17 protein-coding genes are annotated in these 21,259 nt (G+C 69.7%); 6 read left to right on the plus strand and 11 right to left on the minus strand.

All coding sequences use genetic code 11. The features are described 5' to 3' along the window. The first annotated feature begins 132 nt into the window (after positions 1 to 132). From ACFO27_RS08920 to ACFO27_RS08935, 4 genes are all read left to right on the plus strand, one after another. Complete coding sequence (locus ACFO27_RS08920; RefSeq protein WP_376817029.1) at positions 133 to 3,513, plus strand: TonB-dependent receptor domain-containing protein; 3,381 nt, start codon at positions 133 to 135, stop codon at positions 3,511 to 3,513. Between the two features lie 152 nt (positions 3,514 to 3,665). Next, positions 3,666 to 4,550: a Slam-dependent surface lipoprotein gene (locus tag ACFO27_RS08925; RefSeq protein WP_376817030.1), complete on the plus strand. Its 885-nt coding sequence runs from the start codon at positions 3,666 to 3,668 to the stop codon at positions 4,548 to 4,550. Between the two features lie 20 nt (positions 4,551 to 4,570). Beyond that, positions 4,571 to 6,061 (plus strand): surface lipoprotein assembly modifier, encoded by a 1,491-nt coding sequence (locus ACFO27_RS08930; protein ID WP_376817031.1) that lies wholly within the window; start codon positions 4,571 to 4,573, stop codon positions 6,059 to 6,061. A gap of 119 nt (positions 6,062 to 6,180) precedes the next feature. After that, positions 6,181 to 6,942 carry a Crp/Fnr family transcriptional regulator gene (locus ACFO27_RS08935; protein ID WP_376817032.1) on the plus strand — a complete coding sequence of 254 codons (762 nt, stop codon included), beginning with the start codon at positions 6,181 to 6,183 and terminating at the stop codon, positions 6,940 to 6,942. A 16-nt stretch (positions 6,943 to 6,958) separates the two neighbouring features. Here ACFO27_RS08935 and ACFO27_RS08940 read toward each other — a convergent pair whose 3' ends face one another. The 4 genes from ACFO27_RS08940 to ACFO27_RS08955 form a co-directional block, all read right to left on the minus strand. Further along, positions 6,959 to 8,257 carry an NnrS family protein gene (locus tag ACFO27_RS08940; RefSeq protein ID WP_376817033.1) on the minus strand — a complete coding sequence of 433 codons (1,299 nt, stop codon included), beginning with the start codon at positions 8,255 to 8,257 and terminating at the stop codon, positions 6,959 to 6,961. Continuing rightward, entirely contained in the window at positions 8,254 to 9,006 is a 753-nt protein-coding gene (locus ACFO27_RS08945; RefSeq protein ID WP_376817034.1) for an ABC transporter ATP-binding protein, read from the minus strand. Before ACFO27_RS08945 ends, ACFO27_RS08940 begins: the two co-directional genes overlap by 4 nt. 61 nt (positions 9,007 to 9,067) lie before the next feature. Further along, positions 9,068 to 9,925 (minus strand): ABC transporter permease, encoded by an 858-nt coding sequence (locus ACFO27_RS08950; RefSeq protein ID WP_376817035.1) that lies wholly within the window; start codon positions 9,923 to 9,925, stop codon positions 9,068 to 9,070. Continuing rightward, on the minus strand, positions 9,918 to 10,991 hold the full coding sequence (locus tag ACFO27_RS08955; protein WP_376817036.1) for an ABC transporter substrate-binding protein: 1,074 nt from the start codon (positions 10,989 to 10,991) through the stop codon (positions 9,918 to 9,920). Before ACFO27_RS08955 ends, ACFO27_RS08950 begins: the two co-directional genes overlap by 8 nt. Before the next feature lie 267 nt (positions 10,992 to 11,258). Between ACFO27_RS08955 and ACFO27_RS08960 the strand changes: the two genes are divergently transcribed. Next, a complete protein-coding gene (locus ACFO27_RS08960) occupies positions 11,259 to 12,617 on the plus strand; it encodes an alanine/glycine:cation symporter family protein (RefSeq protein WP_376817037.1) in 1,359 nt (452 codons plus the stop codon). Positions 12,618 to 12,625: 8 nt separating this feature from the next. Here ACFO27_RS08960 and ACFO27_RS08965 read toward each other — a convergent pair whose 3' ends face one another. From ACFO27_RS08965 to ddpX, 7 genes are all read right to left on the minus strand, one after another. Continuing rightward, positions 12,626 to 13,441 carry a helix-turn-helix domain-containing protein gene (locus tag ACFO27_RS08965; RefSeq protein WP_376817038.1) on the minus strand — a complete coding sequence of 272 codons (816 nt, stop codon included), beginning with the start codon at positions 13,439 to 13,441 and terminating at the stop codon, positions 12,626 to 12,628. A gap of 139 nt (positions 13,442 to 13,580) precedes the next feature. Continuing rightward, positions 13,581 to 14,708: an oligopeptide/dipeptide ABC transporter ATP-binding protein gene (locus ACFO27_RS08970; protein WP_376817039.1), complete on the minus strand. Its 1,128-nt coding sequence runs from the start codon at positions 14,706 to 14,708 to the stop codon at positions 13,581 to 13,583. After that, a complete protein-coding gene (locus tag ACFO27_RS08975; RefSeq protein WP_376817040.1) occupies positions 14,705 to 15,829 on the minus strand; it encodes an ABC transporter ATP-binding protein in 1,125 nt (374 codons plus the stop codon). Before ACFO27_RS08975 ends, ACFO27_RS08970 begins: the two co-directional genes overlap by 4 nt. After that, positions 15,826 to 16,659: a D,D-dipeptide ABC transporter permease gene (gene ddpC / locus ACFO27_RS08980; protein WP_376817041.1), complete on the minus strand. Its 834-nt coding sequence runs from the start codon at positions 16,657 to 16,659 to the stop codon at positions 15,826 to 15,828. The genes ACFO27_RS08975 and ddpC overlap by 4 nt, the downstream gene beginning before the upstream one ends. Further along, positions 16,656 to 17,678, minus strand: a complete 1,023-nt coding sequence (locus ACFO27_RS08985; RefSeq protein ID WP_376817042.1) for an ABC transporter permease — start codon at positions 17,676 to 17,678, stop codon at positions 16,656 to 16,658. Before ACFO27_RS08985 ends, ddpC begins: the two co-directional genes overlap by 4 nt. A gap of 64 nt (positions 17,679 to 17,742) precedes the next feature. Then, positions 17,743 to 19,305, minus strand: coding sequence for an ABC transporter substrate-binding protein (locus tag ACFO27_RS08990; RefSeq protein WP_376817043.1), 1,563 nt, complete (start codon positions 19,303 to 19,305; stop codon positions 17,743 to 17,745). Positions 19,306 to 19,405: 100 nt separating this feature from the next. Beyond that, positions 19,406 to 19,963 (minus strand): D-alanyl-D-alanine dipeptidase, encoded by a 558-nt coding sequence (ddpX, locus tag ACFO27_RS08995; protein ID WP_376817044.1) that lies wholly within the window; start codon positions 19,961 to 19,963, stop codon positions 19,406 to 19,408. A 352-nt stretch (positions 19,964 to 20,315) separates the two neighbouring features. On the opposite strand from ddpX, the gene ACFO27_RS09000 reads away from it, so the two are divergent. After that, complete coding sequence (locus ACFO27_RS09000) at positions 20,316 to 21,215, plus strand: formate/nitrite transporter family protein (RefSeq protein ID WP_376817045.1); 900 nt, start codon at positions 20,316 to 20,318, stop codon at positions 21,213 to 21,215. Positions 21,216 to 21,259 lie beyond the last annotated feature (44 nt).

A 21,259-nucleotide genomic window follows, 5' to 3' on the forward strand; every position in this document is an offset into this window, starting at 1 on the left:
ATCCGGGAAAACAGCAATTGATAATTATCATTCTCATTTAGATTGCCGCCCCCGTAAGGTACGCCCGAAAGCCGCCCGCCGGTCTCCCGGCGGCGGCATCCTTCCGTCCCTTTTCCGTGGCCATCAACCATCATGTTCTTCGAGGAAACCGCATCCGCCCAGCCAACCGCCGGGCCGATCGCCCTGACCGCGCTCGCCGCCGCCCTGAGTCTGGCGGCCGGCATGCCCGCCCCGACTCACGCGCAAGCCGTTCCGCCGGACGGCGCCGCGACACGGACCGCCTCTCCCCAGGGCACGACCGAAACCGCGGACAAGGCGGCCGGGGACGACACCGCCGTCAAGGCGCTCGCGCCGGTCCGCGTCCGGGGCATCCGGGACCCGGACGTCCAGGGGCATGAAAACGTGTTCCGCAAGAACGTCACCAACCTCTACATCGACCGCAAGGAACTGGACCGCTACCAGACCACCAACCCCGCCGACGTGTTCAAGGGCATGAACGGCGTCTACAGCATGGATGCGCGCAACGGTTCGTCGATCACCCCGAACATCCGCGGGCTGTCGGGCGAAGGCCGGGTGCCGCTGACGGTGGACGGCACCGAGCAGTCCGTCAACGTCTGGCTGCAGGTCTACGGCGCCGGCAACCGCAACTACGTGGACCCCGCCCTGTTCCGCAGCATCGAGGTGGAAAAGGGCCCGTCGCTGAGCCGGGGCATCAAGAGCGGCATCGGCGGCGCGGTGAACGTGCGCACCATCAACCCGTCCGACATCATCCCCGACGGCGACAGCCTGGGCCTCGAAGTCAAGCTGGAGACCTCCGGCAACACCATTGCGCCCGCCGTCGACGCCAACAGCTATTTCGGCAAGGACTACCGCACGATTCCGGGCGCGACGCTGGGTTCGGACTACGCGGTCAACATCCCCCAGCCCGTGCCGCGCGACCGCGGCGCCGGGGACGCCATGAATTTTCAGGACAAGAGCTTCATGTTCGCCATCGCGGGGCGCAACGACCACACCGACGCCCTGCTGGCCTACAGCTACCGCAAGCGGGGCAATTATTTCGCCGGCAAGAACGGCGCCGACGCCTACACCAACAACGACGCCTACGCCAAGGACACCTCGGCCTACTTTCCCAACCTGACCAAGCTCTACCACCCGGGCAACGAGGTGCTGAGCACGGCCAGCAAGACCGAGACCCTGCTGCTCAAGAACCGCTGGTATCTGCCGCACGACCAGCAGATCGGCCTGAGCTTCATGCGCACCGACCTGGATTTCGCGGAAACCTCCACCGGCCAGTCGATCATGATGATGGGCATCGCCGAGGAATTGTCCAAACCCTCGGGGCAGGGCCTGCCCGGCCAGCTCGTCGCCGAATACCCCCGCTCGAACATCCGGCTGGACACGTACAAGCTCGACTACGAATGGAAGCCGGAAGGCTCGCGCGTGGTCGACCTAGAAGCCCATCTCTGGATGACCAAGACCGACAGCGAACGCCACCAGAGTGGCAGCGCCGCCTATTACATCCCCCGCAGCGGCGCGCTGGACGCCTACCAGATCCTCAAGGCCGACTGGGACGTGTGCCGGGGCAACCCGTTCGCCAACCCGACCCTGCCCAGCGGCGCGGCCAATTTCACCTGCTTCACCAACCCGGCCCTGAACCCCGCCCTGGGGGGCACCGCGCCCGTCGAGCCCGATCACGACGGCCACATCTTCGCCGGCAGCGCGCAGTGGACCAGCCACGACCGCAAGGGCTTCGATTTCAGCAACCGCTTCACCCTGACCGACCGGCTGCGCCTGACCGTCGGCGGCGAACTGCAGCACGAAAAGCTGGACGAGCGCGTCGTCAACCTGGACCTGACCGGCGGCGCCACCGGCCTCGGCGGCGCCGCCTTGGCCGAATCCACCATCAAGTTCGGCCCGCGTTCCGGCACCCGCCGGGAATGGGCCGCCACCATGAACCTGGAATGGCGGCCCACGGACTGGCTCACCCTGACCGCCGGCACCCGCTACAACGAGTATTCGGCCTTCGACGACGGCCTGGCCGAACGGCGCGCGAACCAGGTGGACGGCTCGCAGATCACGCAGCAGCGCATCGGCACGAAGCTGGAATATGGCCGCCTGATGAGCACGGACGAGGTCAATCAGTTCAATACGCTCACAGCCAATATCAACTCAGCCTTCACCTCCGTCACAGCAACCGACATGGAATGGCACGATGTCTACACAGCCTGGGGGGAAAAGGTGCATATCCAGCTGCCCACAGGAAACCAGGCGCTGATGGCGGCGGAGCAGGCGATGATCGACTATGCCGTCGCCAATGGTGCCGCCGCCCCAACGTCCATGGCCCAGCATATGTACGGCAACGAATACGGCTGGGATTTCAGGACCAACATCGGTCCCATCAGCGGATCCGGCCCAACGGCCCTATATTGGAAAGCCACGACCATCGTCCCGATCGTGGACGGCAAGCCCGATTCCTCGCAAAGCCCGTTCGCCCAAGGGCAGGTCGATCTGTCGCAGACCGTCAGCAACCCCCAGGGACTGACGGGCGAATACGCCGTCATCGCCCCGGCGAACAATTTGGTCCAGGGCACCCCCGTCTACGCCACCCCCGCCGCCGGCCAGCAATGGGCACCACCCAAGCGGCAATACGGCCACGCCTGGTCGCCGGTCTTCTCCGCCACGGCGCGCCTGACCGACACCATCAGCGTCTACGCCCGCTACGCGCAGATGACGCGCTTTCCCAGCATCTTCGAGATCGCCTCCACGACGGTCGGCCTGGGCAACACCTATTACTTGGGCAGCGGCGCCAGCAAGCCGGAACGCAGCACCAACTGGGAAATCGGCTATGCCCAGGATCTGGCCCCGTTCCTGCCGGGCCTGCGCCAAGCGGACGTGCGCCTGAGCTATTTCGACACCACCATCCGGGACTTCATCGACCGCGACCGCTACCTGAACGTGATCCAGTTCGACCGCAAGAAGACCACCGGGATCGAGTTCCAGTCGCGCTTCGACAGCGGCCGGTTCTTCGGCGGCCTGGGCGCCACCTACCGGCTCAAGCAGCAGCTGTGCGACAAGGACTACGCCTACAGCATGGACGTCTATTACAACCGCATGCCGGAATGCATGACCGGCGGCTTTCCCGACATGCTGACCTCCACCAGCCTGCAGCCGCGCTATTCCATCAACGCCGAACTGGGCACCCGGCTGCTGCAGAACCGGCTGGAACTGGCGCTGCGCGCCGTCTACCACTCGAAGGCGGAAAACAAGCAACTGGACGACCTGCTGCGCACCCCCTACGGCCACGCCATCTGGAAGGAAAACAGCATGCGCCAGCTGTACTGGCATCCCGTCATGCTGCTCGACGCCTCGGCCCAATGGCGCGCCACCAAGAACGTCACGCTGAGCCTGGGCGTCACCAACCTGACCGACCGCTATTACCTGGACCCCATGGCCAAGATCCCCGCCCCCGGCCCGGGCCGCACGATCACCGTCGGCATGCGGGCGCAGTTCTAGTTTTTTCGATGTTCCAGGGTTTCCTGGCTTTCCTAAAAAAGCCCCCACGCCGCGCCTTCGGCTTGCTTCCCCCCAAGGGGGCGCTTTCTGCCTTGGAGCGGTCCGGCGGCAAAAAAACCAGGTCTTTCCATCGTTTTCTTCAAGGAGTTGATATGAAACGATCCCTGTCCCGCGCCCTCATCGGCGCTTCCCTGGCCCTGGCCGCTTCCCACGCCCCGGCCGCCACCGTGCTGGGCGGCACGTCCAACGCCGCCAACGTCAATCCGGCGTCCTCGACGCTGTTCGGATCGGGCAACGCCGGCCTGATCTTCAACGGCGGTTCGGCCGCGATCGATCTGGCCGGCGGTCCCGTCGCCCAGTCGAACAACGCCATCAGCCGCGGCCCCGACGCCAGCGGCAACTACTACCTGAAAGGCAGCGACATCAACTTCCTGGCCGGCCTGATCCTGGGCAACACCCAGATCGCCCAGGTATGGCGCAACGACGTGGTCTACAACGGCGACACCACCACGATCAACAGCGTGCGCCAGATGATCGTGCCGCCGCTGCCGTTCATGCCCGACTTCGGCGGGCTGGTGATCGGCAAGGTCGACGGTTCGCCGGTCTATTTCGGCGAATGGGCGCCCAAGGGTCCGAACTATTCCGCCCCGGACAACGCCGACCTGAACATGGGCAGCGCCGACCGCACGGTGTGGTACGTGGGCGAAAACCCCACCACGGTCATGCCGACCCTGGTCAACGCCCAGTACAACGTCGTCGGCATCAACCAGCACAACCCGGAAAACCCCAGCGTCTACCAGGGCGTGCTGACGGCCAACTACGGCAGCAACGGGGGCCATCTGGATGGCAGCATCACGCGCGGCACCGACGTGGTGGACTTCGGCACCAACGCCACGGCCATCACCAGCACTGGCGCCTTCTCCAACGGCTCGTCGATCTCCGGCCACTTCTACGGCTCGCAGGCCGAGGCCCTGGCGGGGATCTACACCGGCGCGACCGCGCAGGATCACGTCGCCTTCGGCGGCGCGCGGCAGTAAGCGGGGACGGGACCGGCACGATGACGATCCGCTGGACGCAGCTCCACTTCCTGCCGGCCCTGCTCCTGGCCTGCGCCCTGCTGCCGTCCCCGCCCGCCCGGGCGGACGAGGACGACACCCGCTACCTGCTGGACCAGGCCGGACGCATCGGCCGCCAGCGGGACGGCGGGGCGGGGGCGCTGGCCCCTCATCCCGGGGGCCTGGTCCTCACCATCGAGGGCCGGGCCTACCGGGTCAAACCGACCCTGCAAGACCTGGAACCGGCCCTGTACGTGGCCATCAACCGGGGCCAGTGGGGCGAGGCGCGCGCGCTGGCGGATTCGTATCGCCGGCTGGCGGGCCACAAGCCGCACCTGGTCCTGCTGGCCGACGGCCTGGCGGCACGGGCCGAGGGCGACTACGGCCGGGCCATCGGCCTGCTGGAAGACGCCCGCGGCAACGCCCCCGGCGACGCGCGCACGCAGATGGAACTGGCCCGCGCCTACGCCGAGGACGGCCAGGACCGGGAATCGCGCGCCCTGTTCGAACAGGCCATCGGCAACAGTCTGCCGCCCGACACCCGCCAGCTGCTGCAGAGCTACGTGGACGCCGTGGACCGGCGCGGCGACTGGCAGGGGTCCATCGCCGTGGGCCGGGGCCACAACGACAACATCAACCAGGCCAACGGCTTCGAGCAATGTTCGATGTATTTTCTGACCCTGTGCCTGGCGCGGCTCAAGCTGCCCGAGCCGATCGCCTCGTCCTTCACCAGCTACGACCTGGTGCTGAGCAAGCGGATCGCGCTGGCCGGCCATCACAACCTGCTGCTGCGCCCCGTCAGCTACGGGACGTTCTACCAGGAGACCGCCCCGGAAGGGCGCGCGATCGAGGACTACAGCCAGCAGACCCACGTGCTGTACGCCGGCTACCAGTACGCCGACGCGCGGCAGAAATTCAGCCTGCTGCCGTTCATGGAGCTGTACGCCCGCGACGGCCACACCAATTACCAGGCCCCCGGCCTGCAGGCCGAATGGAGCCGGGAACTGACGCCAGGCCTGCGCCTGACGGCCCAGGCGAGCGCCAAGCGCTACGCCTACAAGGCACAGGACAGCCGCTATTTCAGCGACTACACGCAAAAGGCCGCCGGGCTGGGGATCGCCTGGATGCCCACGGCCAACACCAGCCTGCAGGCGGGCATCGACTTCACCCGCCGCAAATATCCCATGCCCACGGAAAGCGGCAAGGACCTGGCCGTGCGCGCCGGGGTGTTCCACGCCTTCGGGCAGTCCGGCGCCTTCGTCAATCTGCTGGCCCTCTACCGCGTCAGCCGCAACGACGAGCGCGATTTCTTCCTCGGCGTCCGGCGCCGCGACGAACAGCAGCTCTACATCGCCACCCTGGGATCGACGCGGCTGTCGGTCTGGGGCGTCTACCCCGAACTGCGCTTCAAGCACATCGTCAACCACAGCAATTCGATCTTCTACGGCTACTCGCAGAACGAGATCTCGCTGCAGCTGCGAAAGAATTTCTGATGGCGCCGCCGGCGCGTCCGGACGGCCGGCGAATGACCTCACAAATAATATTGATAATTATTCTCATCAAAAATACAATGGAACATCCTGTCGCCACGCCCCACGGGTCCCGGACCATCATGTCTTCCTCATTCCTGGACAAGGCCTTCGCGAGCTTTCCCGCGTTCCGCCACGCCGACCCCGACGGCCTGAACGCTTTGGCGGCCAGCGCCCGGCGCACGGTGCTGTCGGCCCGCCAGCACCTGTTCCACCTGGGCGAACCAGCCGACCATTTCTACTGGATCGAGACCGGCAGCGTCACCCTGTACCTGCCCAGCTACAACGGCGACGAGCGCGTCTTCCAGGTCCTGGAGGACGGCTGCCTGGTGGCCGCCACCGTGATGTTCTCGGACGACCGGCGCTACCCCGTGTCGGCCCAGGCCAACGCGCGCACCGTGCTGCACCGCCTGGACGGCGCGCCGCTGATCGGCATGGCGCAACGGTCGCCGGAATTCTCCTGCACGCTGCTGCGCATCGTGGCCGGCCAGATGACGCAGGCGATCGGCCGCATCGACCTGCTGACCATCGCCAATTCGATGCAGCGCCTCGTCACCTACCTGGTGAATTTGTCCGTCGAACAGGGCAGCGCCTGGCTGACCCTGCCGGCCCATCATCGCGTGCTGGCGCGGCAGTTGAACATGACGCCGGAAAACCTGTCGCGCATGCTGGGCGCCTTCCGCCGCGACGGCCTGATCGGCGGGCGCAACCGCGAACTGGTGCTGCTCGACGTGGATGCCCTGTGCAAGCAGGCCCGGCTGCCGCCGCCCGATCCGAAACGGCGCGTCCCGCCTTCCACGTCCCCGCAGGACGAGGCCCTGTTCAGCTGCTGCACGCTGCACTGAAGACCGCGAGGCCCCCTCAGCAACCCGATTCCGGTCCCGAGAACGGACTGGGCGCCTTGCCGACGGGCTCGGCGCAGCCCGTGCGGCCGTCGGCGCGCGGTCCGACCAGCACCGGCCAGGCGTGCCACAGGTAGGCGGCATAGGCCCCCGCCCAGACCGCGCCCGACGCCAGGATCAGCGTGCCATACCACGGCGCCAGCGCCGGCAGACCGGCGGCGGCGCGCGCCAGGGCGGCGACCCCCAGGGCGCCGGCCGCCGCCAGCAGCCAGGGCCTGCGGTCCAGCCACAGCCCCGAATGGATGCGTCCCGCCAGGCTCATGATGGTGAAGACCGACAGGCCCATCGCCCCCGCCGTCAGCAGGTGGCGGCCCGCCGACGCGGACCACAGGTCCAGCAGCCAGGCCAGGCCCATGGCTCCGTAGCCCAGGGCGATGAGCCAGAAACAGGCATACAGCATCAGCGCCCAGCGCGTGAACAGTGGCCGCCCGACGTGCCAGTCGTTCAGCACGTTGAGCACCGCCGCGCAGGCGGCCAGCGCCGTCCAGCCGGCCACGGGGCCGCCGCCCAGGCCCGCCTGCGCCGCGCCGCACAGCCCGATGGCGAAGACCGCCAGGTAGCGGCGCGGCGGGCGGGCCAGGTATTCGTCCGACGGCGGCGGCGCGCCCGGACGGCCGGCCTCGATGTAGCCGTTGAGCACGCTCATGGACACCCGGCTGCCCGCCAGCAGGATCAGGATCATCGTCAGATCGATGGCGCCGTGGATCCAGGGCAGCCCGTCGCCGCCGGCGAACAGCGCGGCGAAGAACCCGGCCTGCGCCAGCAGCAGGCCGCCCAGCGTCCAGGCGAAGCCCAGGTGCGCGCGGCGCGGGTCGCGCCACAGCGCCGGGGCCAGATAGCCCAGCAGCAGCGCCGTGAACAGCAGGTTGGGCGCCGCCGCCAGGACGACGGCCGCGCCTGGCGGCAGCCACTGGCCCAGCGCATAGGCCGCGCGGGCCGCCAGCCACAGGACCGCCAGCGCCGCCAGCGGACGCGCGGCGATGGGCGCGGAACCGGTGAATTCGGGAATCGCCGTCAGCAGGAAACCCGCCGCGGCCGCCAGGCCGAAGCCGAACACCAGTTCGTGCGCGTGCCACGACAGCACGCCGCCCGGCGGCGCCCAGGCCGACGGACCCGCGCCGCCCAGGATCAGCAGCCAGACACCCAGGAAACCGGCGGCGCTCGCGGCCGTCAGCACGAAGAACGGCCGGAAGCCGCAGAACCACAGCGGATGGTCGGTCCACGACGCATCCCGGCCGGTCATGCTCCGGCGGCTCATGTCCCGGCCTCCGGAACCGGCGCCAGCCCGAAACATTCGCGCACCGGCGGCATGCCCATCAGTTCGGCCGTGGTCCGGTGGATCCAGGCCTCGTCGCGCGCGGCCTGGGGCCGCTCCACGGCGAATTCGTGCAGCACGCGCCCCGGGCCACTGGCCATCACGGCGATGCGGTCGGCCAGCCGCACGGCTTCCATCAGGTCGTGGGTGATCATCAGGACCGCGCTGCCGCCGCGCTCCACCTGCCCGCGCAGCAGCGCGTAGAGCTCCAATTTCAGGCCCACGTCCAGCGCGGCGAAAGGCTCGTCGAGCAGCAGCAGTTCGGGCGCCACCGCCAGCGCGCGGCCCAGCGCCACGCGGCTCTGCATGCCGCCGGACAGTTCGTGGGGATACTTGCGCCCATCCTCGGCGGCCAGGCCCATGCGGGCCGCCCATTCCAGGGCGCGGCGGCGGCGCGCCTCCGCCGGCACGCGCAGGGCCTTCATTCCCAGGGCGATGTTGTCCACGGCATTCTTCCAGGGCATCAGCCGGGGCTGCTGGAACACGCAGCCGATCCCCCGGAACGTCGATCGCACGCGGCCTTCGGACGGCTCGAGCAGGCCGGCGACGACGTGCAGCAGCGTGCTCTTGCCGCATCCCGAGGGGCCGACCAGCGCCAGGGTCTCGCCCGCCCGCAGGTCCAGGTCCACGCCCGACAGCACGGAGGTCAGGCCGTAGCGGTGGCCCAGGCGGCGGATCGTCAGCGCGGTCATGGCGCCGTCCCGCCGCGCGCGGCGCGCACGGGGATGCGCGATCGGAAACGGCCCGGCATGTTCATGACGCGTCCGCCGCGCGCCAGCGCTCGATGGTGCGCTTGAGCGGCTCCAGCAGCAGGTATTCGATGCCCAGCAGCAGCCCCAGCACCGCCACGATCCAGCCCATCGAGCCGGCCATGTCCAGTTGCGCGCGCGACACCGCCAGCGCGGCGCCCGCGCCGTCCGAGGCCGCCAGCAGTTCGGCCATCACCACGACCTTCCAGGAAATCCCCAGGGCCGTGATCCAGGCCGGCAGCAGGTACGACACCACGTGCGGCAGGTGCACGTCGAGCAGCGTCGTCCACCAGGACAGCCGGTAGACCCGCGCCACGTCGGTGAGCTGGCCGTCCAGCGTGCGCGCGCCCTGCATCGCGCCGGCGAAGACGATCGGGAAACAGGCCACGGCCACCGTGAACACCGGCGTGGCGTCGCCCATGCCGAACCACAGCATGGCCAGCACCAGCCAGGCGATCGGCGGCATGCCCAGCAGCAGGGTCACCAGCGGACGGGACACCAGCGCCGCCGTCAGGGAACGTCCCGCCAGCATGCCGAGCACGCTGCCCGCGAGCACCGCCGCGCCCAGGCCCGTCAGCGTGCGGCGGGCGGAAATCCACAGTTCCGGCGCGGCCAGGCCCGAGGCCAGCAGGCCGCCCAGCCGCTCGAACGTGGCCAGCGGCCCGGGCAGGATCAGCGGCCCGTAGTATTGCCCGCCCCATTCCCACAACGCGCAGAACAGCAGCAGGCTGGCCACCGCGCCCCAGCCGCTCCACAGGTAGGCCAGGACCGCGCCCGCGCCCTCGGCCAGGCGCCGAGGCGCGGTGGCCAGCCATCCGGCGGGCGCGTCCGGGCCGCGCGTCGGGTCCAGCGCATCAGGCATAGAACTCATCGTCCGGCAGCCGCCCGCCGACCAGCGCGGGCTGCCCGTCCAGCAGGCGGTGGAAGAAATATTCCAGTTCCGGCCGGGCCTCGCGCGCGTCCACCGCATGTTCGCGCGCCTGCGCGATCGAGTCGGCGACCGCGTCGGGCGTCAGCATGGGAATGTGCCGCGACACGAGCTCGCCGCATTCCCGGGGATGCGCCAGGCACCAGGCCAGCGAATCGGCATGGGCCCGCCGCACCCGGTCGGCCAGCCGCGCATCCGCGTGCAGCAGCCCGACGGCCGCGATGCCGGCCTGCGGGATGCGTGGCTCGCGGTCCAGGATCCGGCCCCAGGCCTGCGACAGGTCCACGCCGCGATACAGCGAGGGGGCCACGATCGACACCGGGAAGGACTCGCTCTTGCGCAGCACCATGGACACGGCAGGCTCCGGCAGCAGGGCATGGTCCGCCCGCCGGGTCAGCAGCAACTGGATGGCGTCGAAGGGCGTAGGCACGTAGCGCAGCGAGAAATCCCGCCGCGGATCCAGCCCCAGACGGTCCGCCAGCAAGCCGAACAGGATGTCGGGCATGTCGGACCGGAACGGCATGGCGATTTCCTGGCCCCGGAAGTCTTCCAGCGCACGGCGCGACGCGTCGCGCGTCACCAGCCATAGCATCCCCCAGGTGGAGACGTTGAGCAGCCGCAGCGGCACGCCCTGGTTGTACAGGTTGGCCGCCACATTCGACGGCATCGCCATGAAATCCGCGCCACCGCGCACCGCCCAGGCGCGCAGCTGGTCCGGGTTCTGCCATAACTGGAACCGCGTCCCCGGCGCCACGTCGTCCAGGGCGCCGGAATCCGCCATGTGGACCAGGGGATAGGACACCGTGGCCGGCGGCCCCGACAGGACCAGGGGCCGTTCACCCTGCGCGGCGGACGCATCGGACGCCTGTGCGCGCGCAGGCGCGGCCGACAGCAGCCCCAGCGCGGGCGCCAGGCCCAGCAGGGCGCGGCGCCGGGCGCCGCGGGCGGACAGGCCGCCGGAAGAAGGCGGGACGGAAAACGGAAGGAGTCGGGAAGCCATGCGCAACAGCCTGAACGGATCCCCCGGATTGTCGGCAGGAAACCCCCTAAACGCAAATGATAATTATCAAGCCCAGGTCCGATTCCGCCAGCCCGGCGTGCCGCCCCAGGGACACCCCCCCTTTCCAGACACAAGGGTTTACCCTTATCCAAACCTTTTTGCCACCTTGACAGGATTTTTTCCTGCTTATCCAGGAATTTCAGGCGTTTCACCTGAAACCACAGTGTTAGCATTCGGGCAATTTCTGTACCGGAGGGTGTTTTAACCATGGAATTCCTGAACGAACTCGTCAACCAGATCAACGGCCTGGTCTGGGGGCCGCCGATGCTGGTCCTCATCCTGGGGACGGGCTTTTTCCTGATGGTGATCCTGAAGCTGATGCCGCTGCGGCGCATCGGCACGGGCTTCGCCATGATCTGGCGCGGCCGCCACCGGGGCGACACCGCCACCGGCGAGATCAGCCCGTTCGAGGCGCTGATGACCTGCCTGGCCGCCACCGTCGGCACCGGCAACATCGCCGGGGTGGCCACCGCCATCGCCGTCGGCGGTCCGGGCGCCCTGTTCTGGATGTGGTGCACGGCCCTGGTCGGCATGGCCACCAAGTATTGCGAGGTCGTGCTGGCCGTCCATTTCCGTGAAAAGGACGACCGCGGCGAGCACGCCGGCGGCCCCATGTACGCCATCAAGAACGGCCTCGGCCGGAAATGGCTGTGGCTGGGCGTGGCGTTCGCGGTCTTCGGCGGATTCGCCGGCTTCGGCATCGGCAACATGGTCCAGGTCAACAGCATGGCCCAGGCCCTGGAATCGGCCTTCGCCATCCCGCTGTGGGTGACCGGCGTGGTCACCATGGTCCTGATCGGCCTGGTGGTCCTGGGCGGCATCAAGCGCATCGGCGCGGTCGCCGCGTCCCTGGTGCCCTTCATGTGCATCGCCTACGTGCTGGCCGGCCTGGTCGTGCTGGTCGTCAATGCCGAGCGCATCCCCGAATCCCTGGACCTGATCTTCACGCACGCCTTCTCGCCCATCGCCGCCACCGGCGGCTTCGCGGGCGCCGCCGTCATGGCCGCCATCCGCTACGGCGTGGCGCGCGGGATCTTCTCCAACGAGGCCGGCCTGGGGTCGGCCGGGATCGCCCAGGCGGCCGGCACCACCACCAACGCCGTGCAATCGGGCCTGATCGGCATGATGGGGACCTTCATCGACACCCTCATCATCTGCAGCATCACCGGCCTGGCCATCGTGTGCTCCGGCGTATGGAGCAGCGGCGCCAGCGGCGCGGCCCTGTCGGCCAGCGCCTTCGAGGTGTCCATGCCGGGCATCGGCGGGGCCATCCTGACCCTGTCGCTGGTGGTGTTCGCCTTCACCACCATCCTGGGCTGGAGCTACTACGGCGAGAAATGCTGGGAATTCCTGCTGGGCACGAAATCGACCCTGCCCTACCGCATCGTCTGGGTCCTGGTGATCCCCTTCGGCGCCATCAGCCAGCTGGACTTCGCCTGGCTGCTGGCCGACACGCTGAACGGCCTGATGGCGCTGCCCAACCTGATCTCGCTGATCCTGCTCAGCCCGCTGGTGGTGAAGCTGACGCGGGAATACTTCCAGGAGCAGGGCGGCAAGCAGCCCTGAACGGCGCATCATTCCGCGCCCGAGGCCGGCGTGCGCCGGTAGGGCGAGGGATCGATGTCGTGCTTGCGCATCAAGGCCCAGAACGCGCGGCGGTGCTTCTGGGCCATGCGCGCCGCCAGGGTGATGTTGCCCGCGTGCCGCCCCAGCGCCGCGCGGATGTAGGCGCGCTCGAACCGGGCGACGACCTGGCATTTGGCGGCGCGGAAGGATTCCCGCGAGGTGGCCCGCTGCATGGCCACGGCCACCGCGTAGGCTTCCAGCTCGTTGCCGGACCGGTCCAGGATCGTATTGCAGAACGCGATCTCGGACTCGGTGACCGGGGGTTCCGGCGCGCCGGCCGGCAGGGCGCGCGCATGCGGCGATGCCGGCACGCCTCCCGGCCCCGACAGGCCGGCGCCATAGAGCGGCACGTGTTCGGAGATGCAGGCCGGGGCCAGGCGGTTCAGGGCGTGGTCCAGGCGGGCGCGGAGTTCTTCCGGGCAAAAGGGCGGACGCACGAAATCGGCCACCCCCAGCGCCATCAGGTCGCGCACCGCCTGGGCCCGCAGGCCCACCGCGTAGACCAGCAGCACGGCCGGCGGGCGGCCCGCCAGGGCGGTCAGCGCCGTGCGCCAGTCGCGGATCGAGGATTCGTCCACGTACAGCAGCCCGGCGTCGTAGCGGCCCCGCGCCATGGACGGATCGGCCAGCGCATCCGCCGCCGCGCCATGCGGCTGCTGCGGCGTGTGCAGCACCAGCCGTCCCCCCAGATGCGGGCCGCGCAGGGCACCCGCCCAGTCTTCCCTGCCCGGCGCCAGAATCGCGCAATCCAGTCGTTCCCGCATGTCGCCTCTCCCGTTCGTATGGTGACGACAGGATAGGAAAACGCGGGCCGGGCGGACAGTCGCAAAACTACGTCGGTAGTTTCCACAGTCCCCGGGCGATGCAGGGCCATTCCGCCCGGAACGCGGCCAGGGAAACGCGCTACCGCTTCCCCGCCACGTGGCAGCGGTACATGTGCAGGGGCGCGTCGGGCCGGGCCAGCAGCATCTGCGGCCGGTCGCAGCCGGTCGTCGCCCAGGGACAGCGGCCGCGAAAGAAGCAGCCTTGCGGCAGGACGGCGTTGCCGGGCAGTTCGGCCGGGGCTACCGGGGCGTCCTCGGGCCAGGGACGGTCCAGGCGAGGCACGGCGTCGAGCAGCTCGCGCGTGTAGGGATGGCGCGGGGATTCCAGCACCAGCGCGGCCGGCCCCTGCTCGACCACCTGGCCCAGGTACATCACCGCCACCCGGTCGCACAGGTGGCGCACGACCGAGACATTGTGCGAAATCAGCACGTAGGTCAGGCCGTGCGCGCGGCGCAATTCCCGCAGCAGATTCAGGATCTGTGCCTGGACGGAGACGTCCAGCGCGGAGGTCGGCTCGTCGAGCACGATCACGTCCGGGTCCGTCGCCAGCGCCCGGGCGATGGCGATCCGCTGGCGCTGTCCCCCTGAAAACTCATGCACGTAGCGGTCGAGCTGCTCGGGCCGCAGGCCCACCCGCAGGGCCAGGGCGTCGGCCCGCGCGCGCAGGGCGGCCTTGTCCATGCGGCCGCGCCGGGCCGCACCATCCCGCCCCTGCGGCCCGGCGGCCGGCGGCACTTCCTCGTCCCGCAGCCATGCCGCGGCCGCGCGGCGTCCCGCGGCCACCAGCGGCTCGATGATCACCTTCCAGGCGGGCAGGCGCGGATCCAGCGAGGACTGCGGATCCTGGAACACGATCTGGACATCGGCCGGGCGGCCGTCGGCGCGCGGCAGCCGCCGCAGCTCGCCCTCGGTGGGCCGCAGCAGGCCCATCAGCACGGCCGCCAGGGTGCTCTTGCCGCAACCGGATTCGCCAACGATCCCGAAGGCCTCGCCGCGCCGCACCTGCAGGCTGACGCCGTTCAAGGCATGGGCATGGATCACGGCCCGCCCCCGCCAATCGCGGGCGAGCGGGAAGCGCACATGGATCTCGCGGGCGTCGAGCACAGGCGCCCCCGGCACGGTGCCCGGCCCCACCGCGCCCACCTCCGCGCTCGCGCCAAGCGCCGGGCGGGCTCCGGCCCCGGTCATTCCGACAGTCGGCATCATGCGTCTCCCGCGGCCTGCGCGGCCGGGTCCGTGTTCGAGTCCGGGTCCGGGTCCGGGTCCGGGTCCAGGGGATGCCAGCACGCCACCCGGCGCTCCGGCGCGGCCCCCGGCCCGCCGCCCGACCCGTCATCCGCCCCGGACGAGGACGGGGACACGGCCATGCCGGCGGCGTCCGGCCGCGCATCCGCCACGGGCCGCAACTCGGGCCGCTGGCGACAGGCCGCGTCGGCGAAGGCGCAGCGGTCCGAGAACACGCAGCCTTGCGGCGGCCGGCGCATGTCCGGCACCCGGCCCGGGATCGAGGCCAGCTCGGCGCCGGGCGCGGCGCGCTCCGGCAGGCCGTCCAGCAGGCCGCGCGTGTAGGGATGGCGCGGCGCGTCCAGCACCCGGCCGGTCGGCCCCTGCTCGACCACCGTTCCCGCGTACATGACGTACACCCGGTCGCAGAACTGCGACACCACCGCCATGTCGTGGGTGATGAACAGGATCGCGGCGCCCCGCTCGCGCGCCCGGTGGCGCAGCAGTTGCAGCACCTGGCGCTGCACGGTCACGTCCAGCGCCGTGGTGGGCTCGTCGGCGATCAGCAGCGCCGGATCGCAGGAAAACGCCATCGCAACCATCACCCGCTGGCGCATGCCGCCGGACAATTCGAAGGGATAGGCGCGCAGCGTCCGGACCGGATCGGGGATCATCATGTCGCGCAGCAGCGCGCCGGCGCGCTCCAGCGCCTCGCGCCGGCCCAGGCGGTGATGCGCGCGCAGCACGCCCGTCAACTGATCGCCGATGCGCCGGGTCGGGTTCAATGCGGTCATCGGCTCCTGGAAGATCATCGCCGCGCGGCGCCCGCGCCATTGCCGCATGCGCGTTTCGGACGCAGCCAGCACGTCCTCGCCGCACAGCCGCAGGCTGCCGCCGGTGACGCGGTAGCCGCCCGGCGGCAGCAGCCGCAGCGCCGCCATGGCGGTGACCGACTTGCCCGAACCCGACTCGCCCACCACGCCGACGATTTCACCCGGCATGACGCGCAGGCTGACACCGCCCAGCGCCCGGACCGCCCCGCCGAAAACGGGGAATTCCAGCGACAGGTCGCGGATTTCCAGAACGGGGGGGGCCGCGCTCATTTCGCCCTCGACTTCGGGTCCAGCAGGTCGCGCACGCCGTCGCCCACCAGGTTGCAGGCCAGCGCCGTCACCAGGATCGCGCAGCCCGGCGTCACGGTGTACCACCACTGGTCCAGCAGGAAATTGCGGCCCGTCGCCACCATGGCGCCCCATTCGGCGGTGGGTTGCTGCGCGCCCAGGCCGATGAAGCCCAGCGCCGCCGCCATCAGGATCGCCCCGCCGATGTCCAGCGTGGCCTGCACCACGATGGGCGAGGCGGCGTTGCGCACCACGTGCCAGCGCACCACGTGGCGCCGCGTCGCGCCGAAGGTCCAGGCCGCTTGTACGTAGGCCATCTCGCGGATGCCCAGCGTCTGGCCGCGCGCCAGCCGCACGTAGAACGGGATGCGCACCAGGGTGATCGCCAGCATGGCGTTGAACAGGCTGGGCCCCAGCGCCGCCGCCAGCGCCATGATCAGCACCAGCGAGGGCACCGACAGCACCACGTCCATGGCGCGCATGACCAGGCCGTCGAAGCGGCCGCCCACGATTCCCGAGAAACAGCCGATCACGGCGCCGGCCATGCTGGCGCAGCCGGCGACGAACAGCCCCACCCCGATGGACTGGCGCCCGCCGTAGAGCACGCGGCTGAAGATGTCGCGGCCGACCTCGTCGGTGCCGAACCAGTGCGCCGCCGACGGCGCCGCCAGCCGGTGCACCAGGTCGATGCGCTCGGGATCGTAGGGCGCCACCCAGTCCGCCAGGAGCACGGCCAGCCCCACCGCCGCGAGGATCGCCAGCCCCAGCAGCATCAGCGGGTTGCGGCGCAACTGGTACAGCAGGTAGCTCATCCGACCTCCCGGATGCGCGGATCGAGCCGCCGGTACAGCAGGTCCACCAGCAGGTTCAGGATCACGTAGGCGAAGGACACCACCACGGCGAAGCCCATCACCGCCGGGAAATCCAGCGCCTGGATCGAGTCCACCACATAAGCGCCCATGCCCGGCCAGCCGAACACGGTCTCCGTCAGCACCGCCCCGTACAGCAGGTCGCCCAGGGCCAGGCCCAGCACGGTCACGGAGGGGATCAGCGCATTGGGCAGGGCGTGGCGCACCACCACGGTCCAGGAGCCCAGGCCGTAGGCCCGGGCGGTGCGGACGTAGTCCTCGCCCAGCTGTTCCAGCATGGACGAACGCACCTGCCGCGCCACCACGCCCAGGTGCACGAAGCCCAGCGTCAGGGCCGGCAGGATCATGTGTTCCAGCGCGCTGCGCCAGACGACCCAGTCGCCCGCCAGCGCCGCGTCGATCAGGTACAGGCCGGTGATGCCGGGCGGAGGCGACAGGCCCTGGTCGATGCGCCCGCCCCCCGGCAGCCAGCCGAGTTCGCCGTAGAACACCACGATCAGCCCCAGCCCCAGCCAGAAGGCCGGGGTGGAGATGCCCGTGACGGCCAGCGTGCGGGCGACGTGGTCGATGAAGCGGTTGCGGTACACCGCCGACAGCACGCCCAGCGGAATGCCCAGCAGCGTCGCCAGCAGCAGGGCCACCAGGGCCAGTTCCAGCGTGGCGGGAAAGAAGGCGGCGATGTCCTGCAGCACCGGCCGGTGCGTACGGATCGAGGTCCCCAGGTCGCCCTGCAGCAGCTGCCCCATGTAGCGCAGGTACTGCTGCGGCAGGGGCAGGTCCAGGCCCAGTTGCGCGCGGATGTGGGCGACGATTTCCGGCGTGGCGCGGTCGCCCGCCACCAGGCGGGCCGGATCGCCGGGCACCAGGTGGGAAATGGCGAAGGTGATCAGGGACACCCCGATCACCACCCAGACCAGGCTGGCCAGCCGGCGGCGCACCACGGACAGCCAGGACGCGTTCATATTGCCCCTCGTACCATCCGCCGACAGCCGGCCCGCCGGGCCGGTCCAGACTGCGCGCCCATGCCTACTTCGTCATGTCGGCGATGTTGAACACGCGCTCCAGCATGGGGTTGAAGACGAAGCCCTTGACGTTCGCCCCCAGCCCGGCCTGGTAGTTCTTCTGGTACAGGTAGGCGTAGGCCGCGTCCTTGACGACCTGTTCCTGGACCTGCTTGTAGAGCGCCACGCGCTTGTCCTGGTCGCTGAGCGTGGCGGCCTCGCGCAGCCACTGGTCCACCTGCGGGTTGGAATAGAAGGACCGGTTGCCCGCCAGGCCCTTCTTGTCCGAATCGAACCAGTAGCTGGTGAACATGTAGGGATCGGCGAAGTCCGGGCTCCAGTTGCCGATGGAAATGTCGAAATTGCCCTGGCCCAGGTTCTCGCGCAGCGTGGCGTTGGCCAGCTTTTCGAGCTTGACCGGCACGCCGACGGCGGTGAGATTGGCCTGAACCGTCAGGGCGATGGGTTCCCAGGCGGGATCCTGGGTGGAATAGCGCAGCAGCAGCGGCGACTTCACCCCGCCGGCCTTTTCCACCAGCGCCTTGGCCGCCGCCACGTCCTGCTTCGGCAGGGGCAGATCGGCGTCATGGCCCCACATGCCTTCGGGGATCGGGCCGCGCATCTGCTTGGCCTGCCCCATCATGATGCCGTCCACGATGCCCTGGTAATCCAGCGCGGCCACCACGGCGCGGCGCAGATCCACGTCCCGCAACGGCCCCTTGGCGTTGTTCAGATACAGATAGGTCACCCGCAGCGACGGGAATTCCGCCACGCGCACGTCCTTGTCCTTCTTCAGGGCCTGGAGCTGGTCCACCGGCAGTTCCTCGGCCACGTCCAGGTCACCCTTCTGCAGTTGCAGGCGGCGCGCGGAAGATTCCGGCACGATCTTCACCACGAACTTGTCCAGCGTCGGCTTCTTCGAGCCGGCGTAATGCGGATTGCGTTCCAGCACCAGCGACTGGCCCTTCTGCCAGGACACCAACTGATAGGGGCCGGAGCCCGCCGTGTGGCCCGACAGCCAGGCGTCGGCGTCGTCGCGTTGCATGGCCTTGGGATTGACGATGGACGCGCCATTGTTGGCGAGCGTGTAGAGGAACGGCGCGAAGGGCTTTTGCAGCGTGAAGCGCACGGTGCGCGCATCCACGGCGTCGATCTTCATGTCGGCGGGGAAGGCTTCCGACGGACCCTGCTTCTTGGCCAGCAGCCGCTCGAAGGACAGCTTCACCGCCTGGGCGTCCACGGGCGCGCCGTCGGCGAATTTCTGGCCGTCGCGCAAGGTGAACGTCCAGACCAGGCTGTCCGGCGAGGCCGACCAGCTGGCCGCCAGGTCGCCTTCGACCTCGGTCGAGCCATGGCCATCGACCTGCTTGTAACGCATCAGGCGCTGGTAGGCCGGATAGGTGACGGTCCAGTCGTTGTTGTCAATCGTGACGGCCGGGTCCAGCGTCTGGGGGTCGGCCGGCTTGCCGATCACCAGCGTATCGGCCGGCGTCGCCGCGAGCGCGCCGCCCGCCAGGAGACAGGCCCCCGCGCCCATCGCCGCCGCCACCAGGGCGCGGCGGATTCCCGCTCGAATCGTGGATTGCATATCGCCTCCGTCCAATGGGATTTTCATCGGCGGGACGCCTGGCCCCCCCACGGGGCCACGCCCGCCCGTGCGCCCGGTCCGCGCGGGACCGGCCGATCGCTCAGCCCGCCGCGACCCGGACCATGTCGCTTTCCGGCAGTAACGCATATTCCCGCGCGTCGGGCAATTCGTAGTGCCACCACTCCGTCGGGATCGAACGGAACCCGGCCTGCAGCATGATGCCCAGCAGCAGGTGGCGGTTGCGCTGCGCGGCGGGCGGCAGGTCGTCGCGGTCGTGGTGCGACTGGTCGCGCATGTCGTCGAAATCCGTGCCCATGTCCAGGGGCGCGCCGTCCGCGTCCGTCAGGGTGACATCCACCGCCACGCCGCGCGTGTGGTTCGATCCCTGGGCCGCGTCGGCCACATAGCGCGGGTCGGGCAGCATCCGCCAGAACACCGCCTGGGCCGCCGCCGGGCGGTAGGCGTCGTAGACGACCAGGCACAGGCCCGCCCGCCGGGCCGCGCGCGCCGCCCGGAACAGGCAGTCCGCCGCGGCCGGCCGCAGGGCGCAGCGGGCGCCCGGCGCATAGACCGGCCGGCCGGTCAGGTTGCCGGACGTGGCATAGACGAGCGCGATGCGCAGGCCGTCGGTTGCGGGGATTTCGATCAGGTCCGGCATGCGTGTCCCTGTCCATCCAGGCCGGTGCGTGATCCTCTGCGCCGGACGATGAAGAATGCGGAATGTGGATGAATATTCTACTGATATTCCAGGCGGCCGCCAGCGCGCGACCGCGGGCGCGCACCGGCAATCCATGGTGCACCGCGGCACCGCATTGATGCAGTCCGCCCCATCGGCGATCCCTCCGGCCCGCCCGGGGCCAAGGTCCGCGCCATCCGGCGCGGCGCCGCGATGCGCACCGCCACCCCCTGCGCGGTGCGTGGCGGACAGGCCTGCGCGATCATGCCTTCAAAAGTTGGCACGTGAATTGCTTAACCCTGAATGAAGTCCTTTCATCATCAGGGAGAGCACCATGTACGACGACACCATCGACGGCTTCGTGAGAGCCGCCAACGCCAAACTCGACCTGCTGCGCCGCGCGCCGCACGGATTCTTCGTGGGCTGCATGCTGGCCGGCGCCTACATCGGCCTGGGCATCCTGCTGATCCTCAGCCTGGGCAGCCACGTGCCGCCGGACCAGCGCCCGCTCGTCATGGGCGCCACGTTCGGCATCGCGCTGATCCTCGTCGTCATCGCCGGCGCGGAACTGTTCACCGGCCACACCATGGTCATGGCGCTGCGCCGCTACCGGGGCCAGGGCAGCTGGGCCGAGGCGTGTTCGGTCCTGGGGGTGAGCTGGGTCGGCAACCTGTGCGGCGCGGCCGTGCTGGCGGGCCTGTTCGTCATGGGCGGAGGCGGCGGGCTGCTGAACGACCCGCAGGGCCTGCTGATGACGACCGCCGCGCACAAGATGAACGGCGGCGCCGCCAGCCTGTTCGCCCGTGCCGTGCTGTGCAACTGGCTGGTGTGCCTGGCGGTCTGGATGTCGGCCCGCGTGTCCTCCGACAGCGCGCGCTGCATCGTCATCTTCTGGTGCCTGATGGCCTTCATCGCCAGCGGCTATGAACACAGCGTGGCCAATATGACCCTGTTGCTGCTGGCCCTGGCCGGCAACCACCCCGAGACCGTGAGCCTGGGCGGCATGGCCTGGAACCTGGCCTGGGTGACACTGGGGAACATCGTGGGCGGGGCCGTCTTCGTCGCGGGCGCCTATCGGGCGGCCTCGCCGGCGCCGGTGTCCGTACCACTGCCCACGCCATTGCCAGCGTCATTGCCCGGCCATGCCCTTGCGCCCGCTCCGTCGCCCGGCGCAACGGCCGGCCGCGAGCCCGGCGCGCGGCCGATCCTGGACGCGCCCGCCGCACGGCCCTGAGCCCCGACCCTGAATCCCATCCAACCACAGGATTTCCCTGGAGC

The organism is Castellaniella denitrificans, from assembly GCF_042653765.1.
In the GTDB taxonomy this organism is placed as follows: domain Bacteria; phylum Pseudomonadota; class Gammaproteobacteria; order Burkholderiales; family Burkholderiaceae_B; genus Castellaniella; species Castellaniella denitrificans.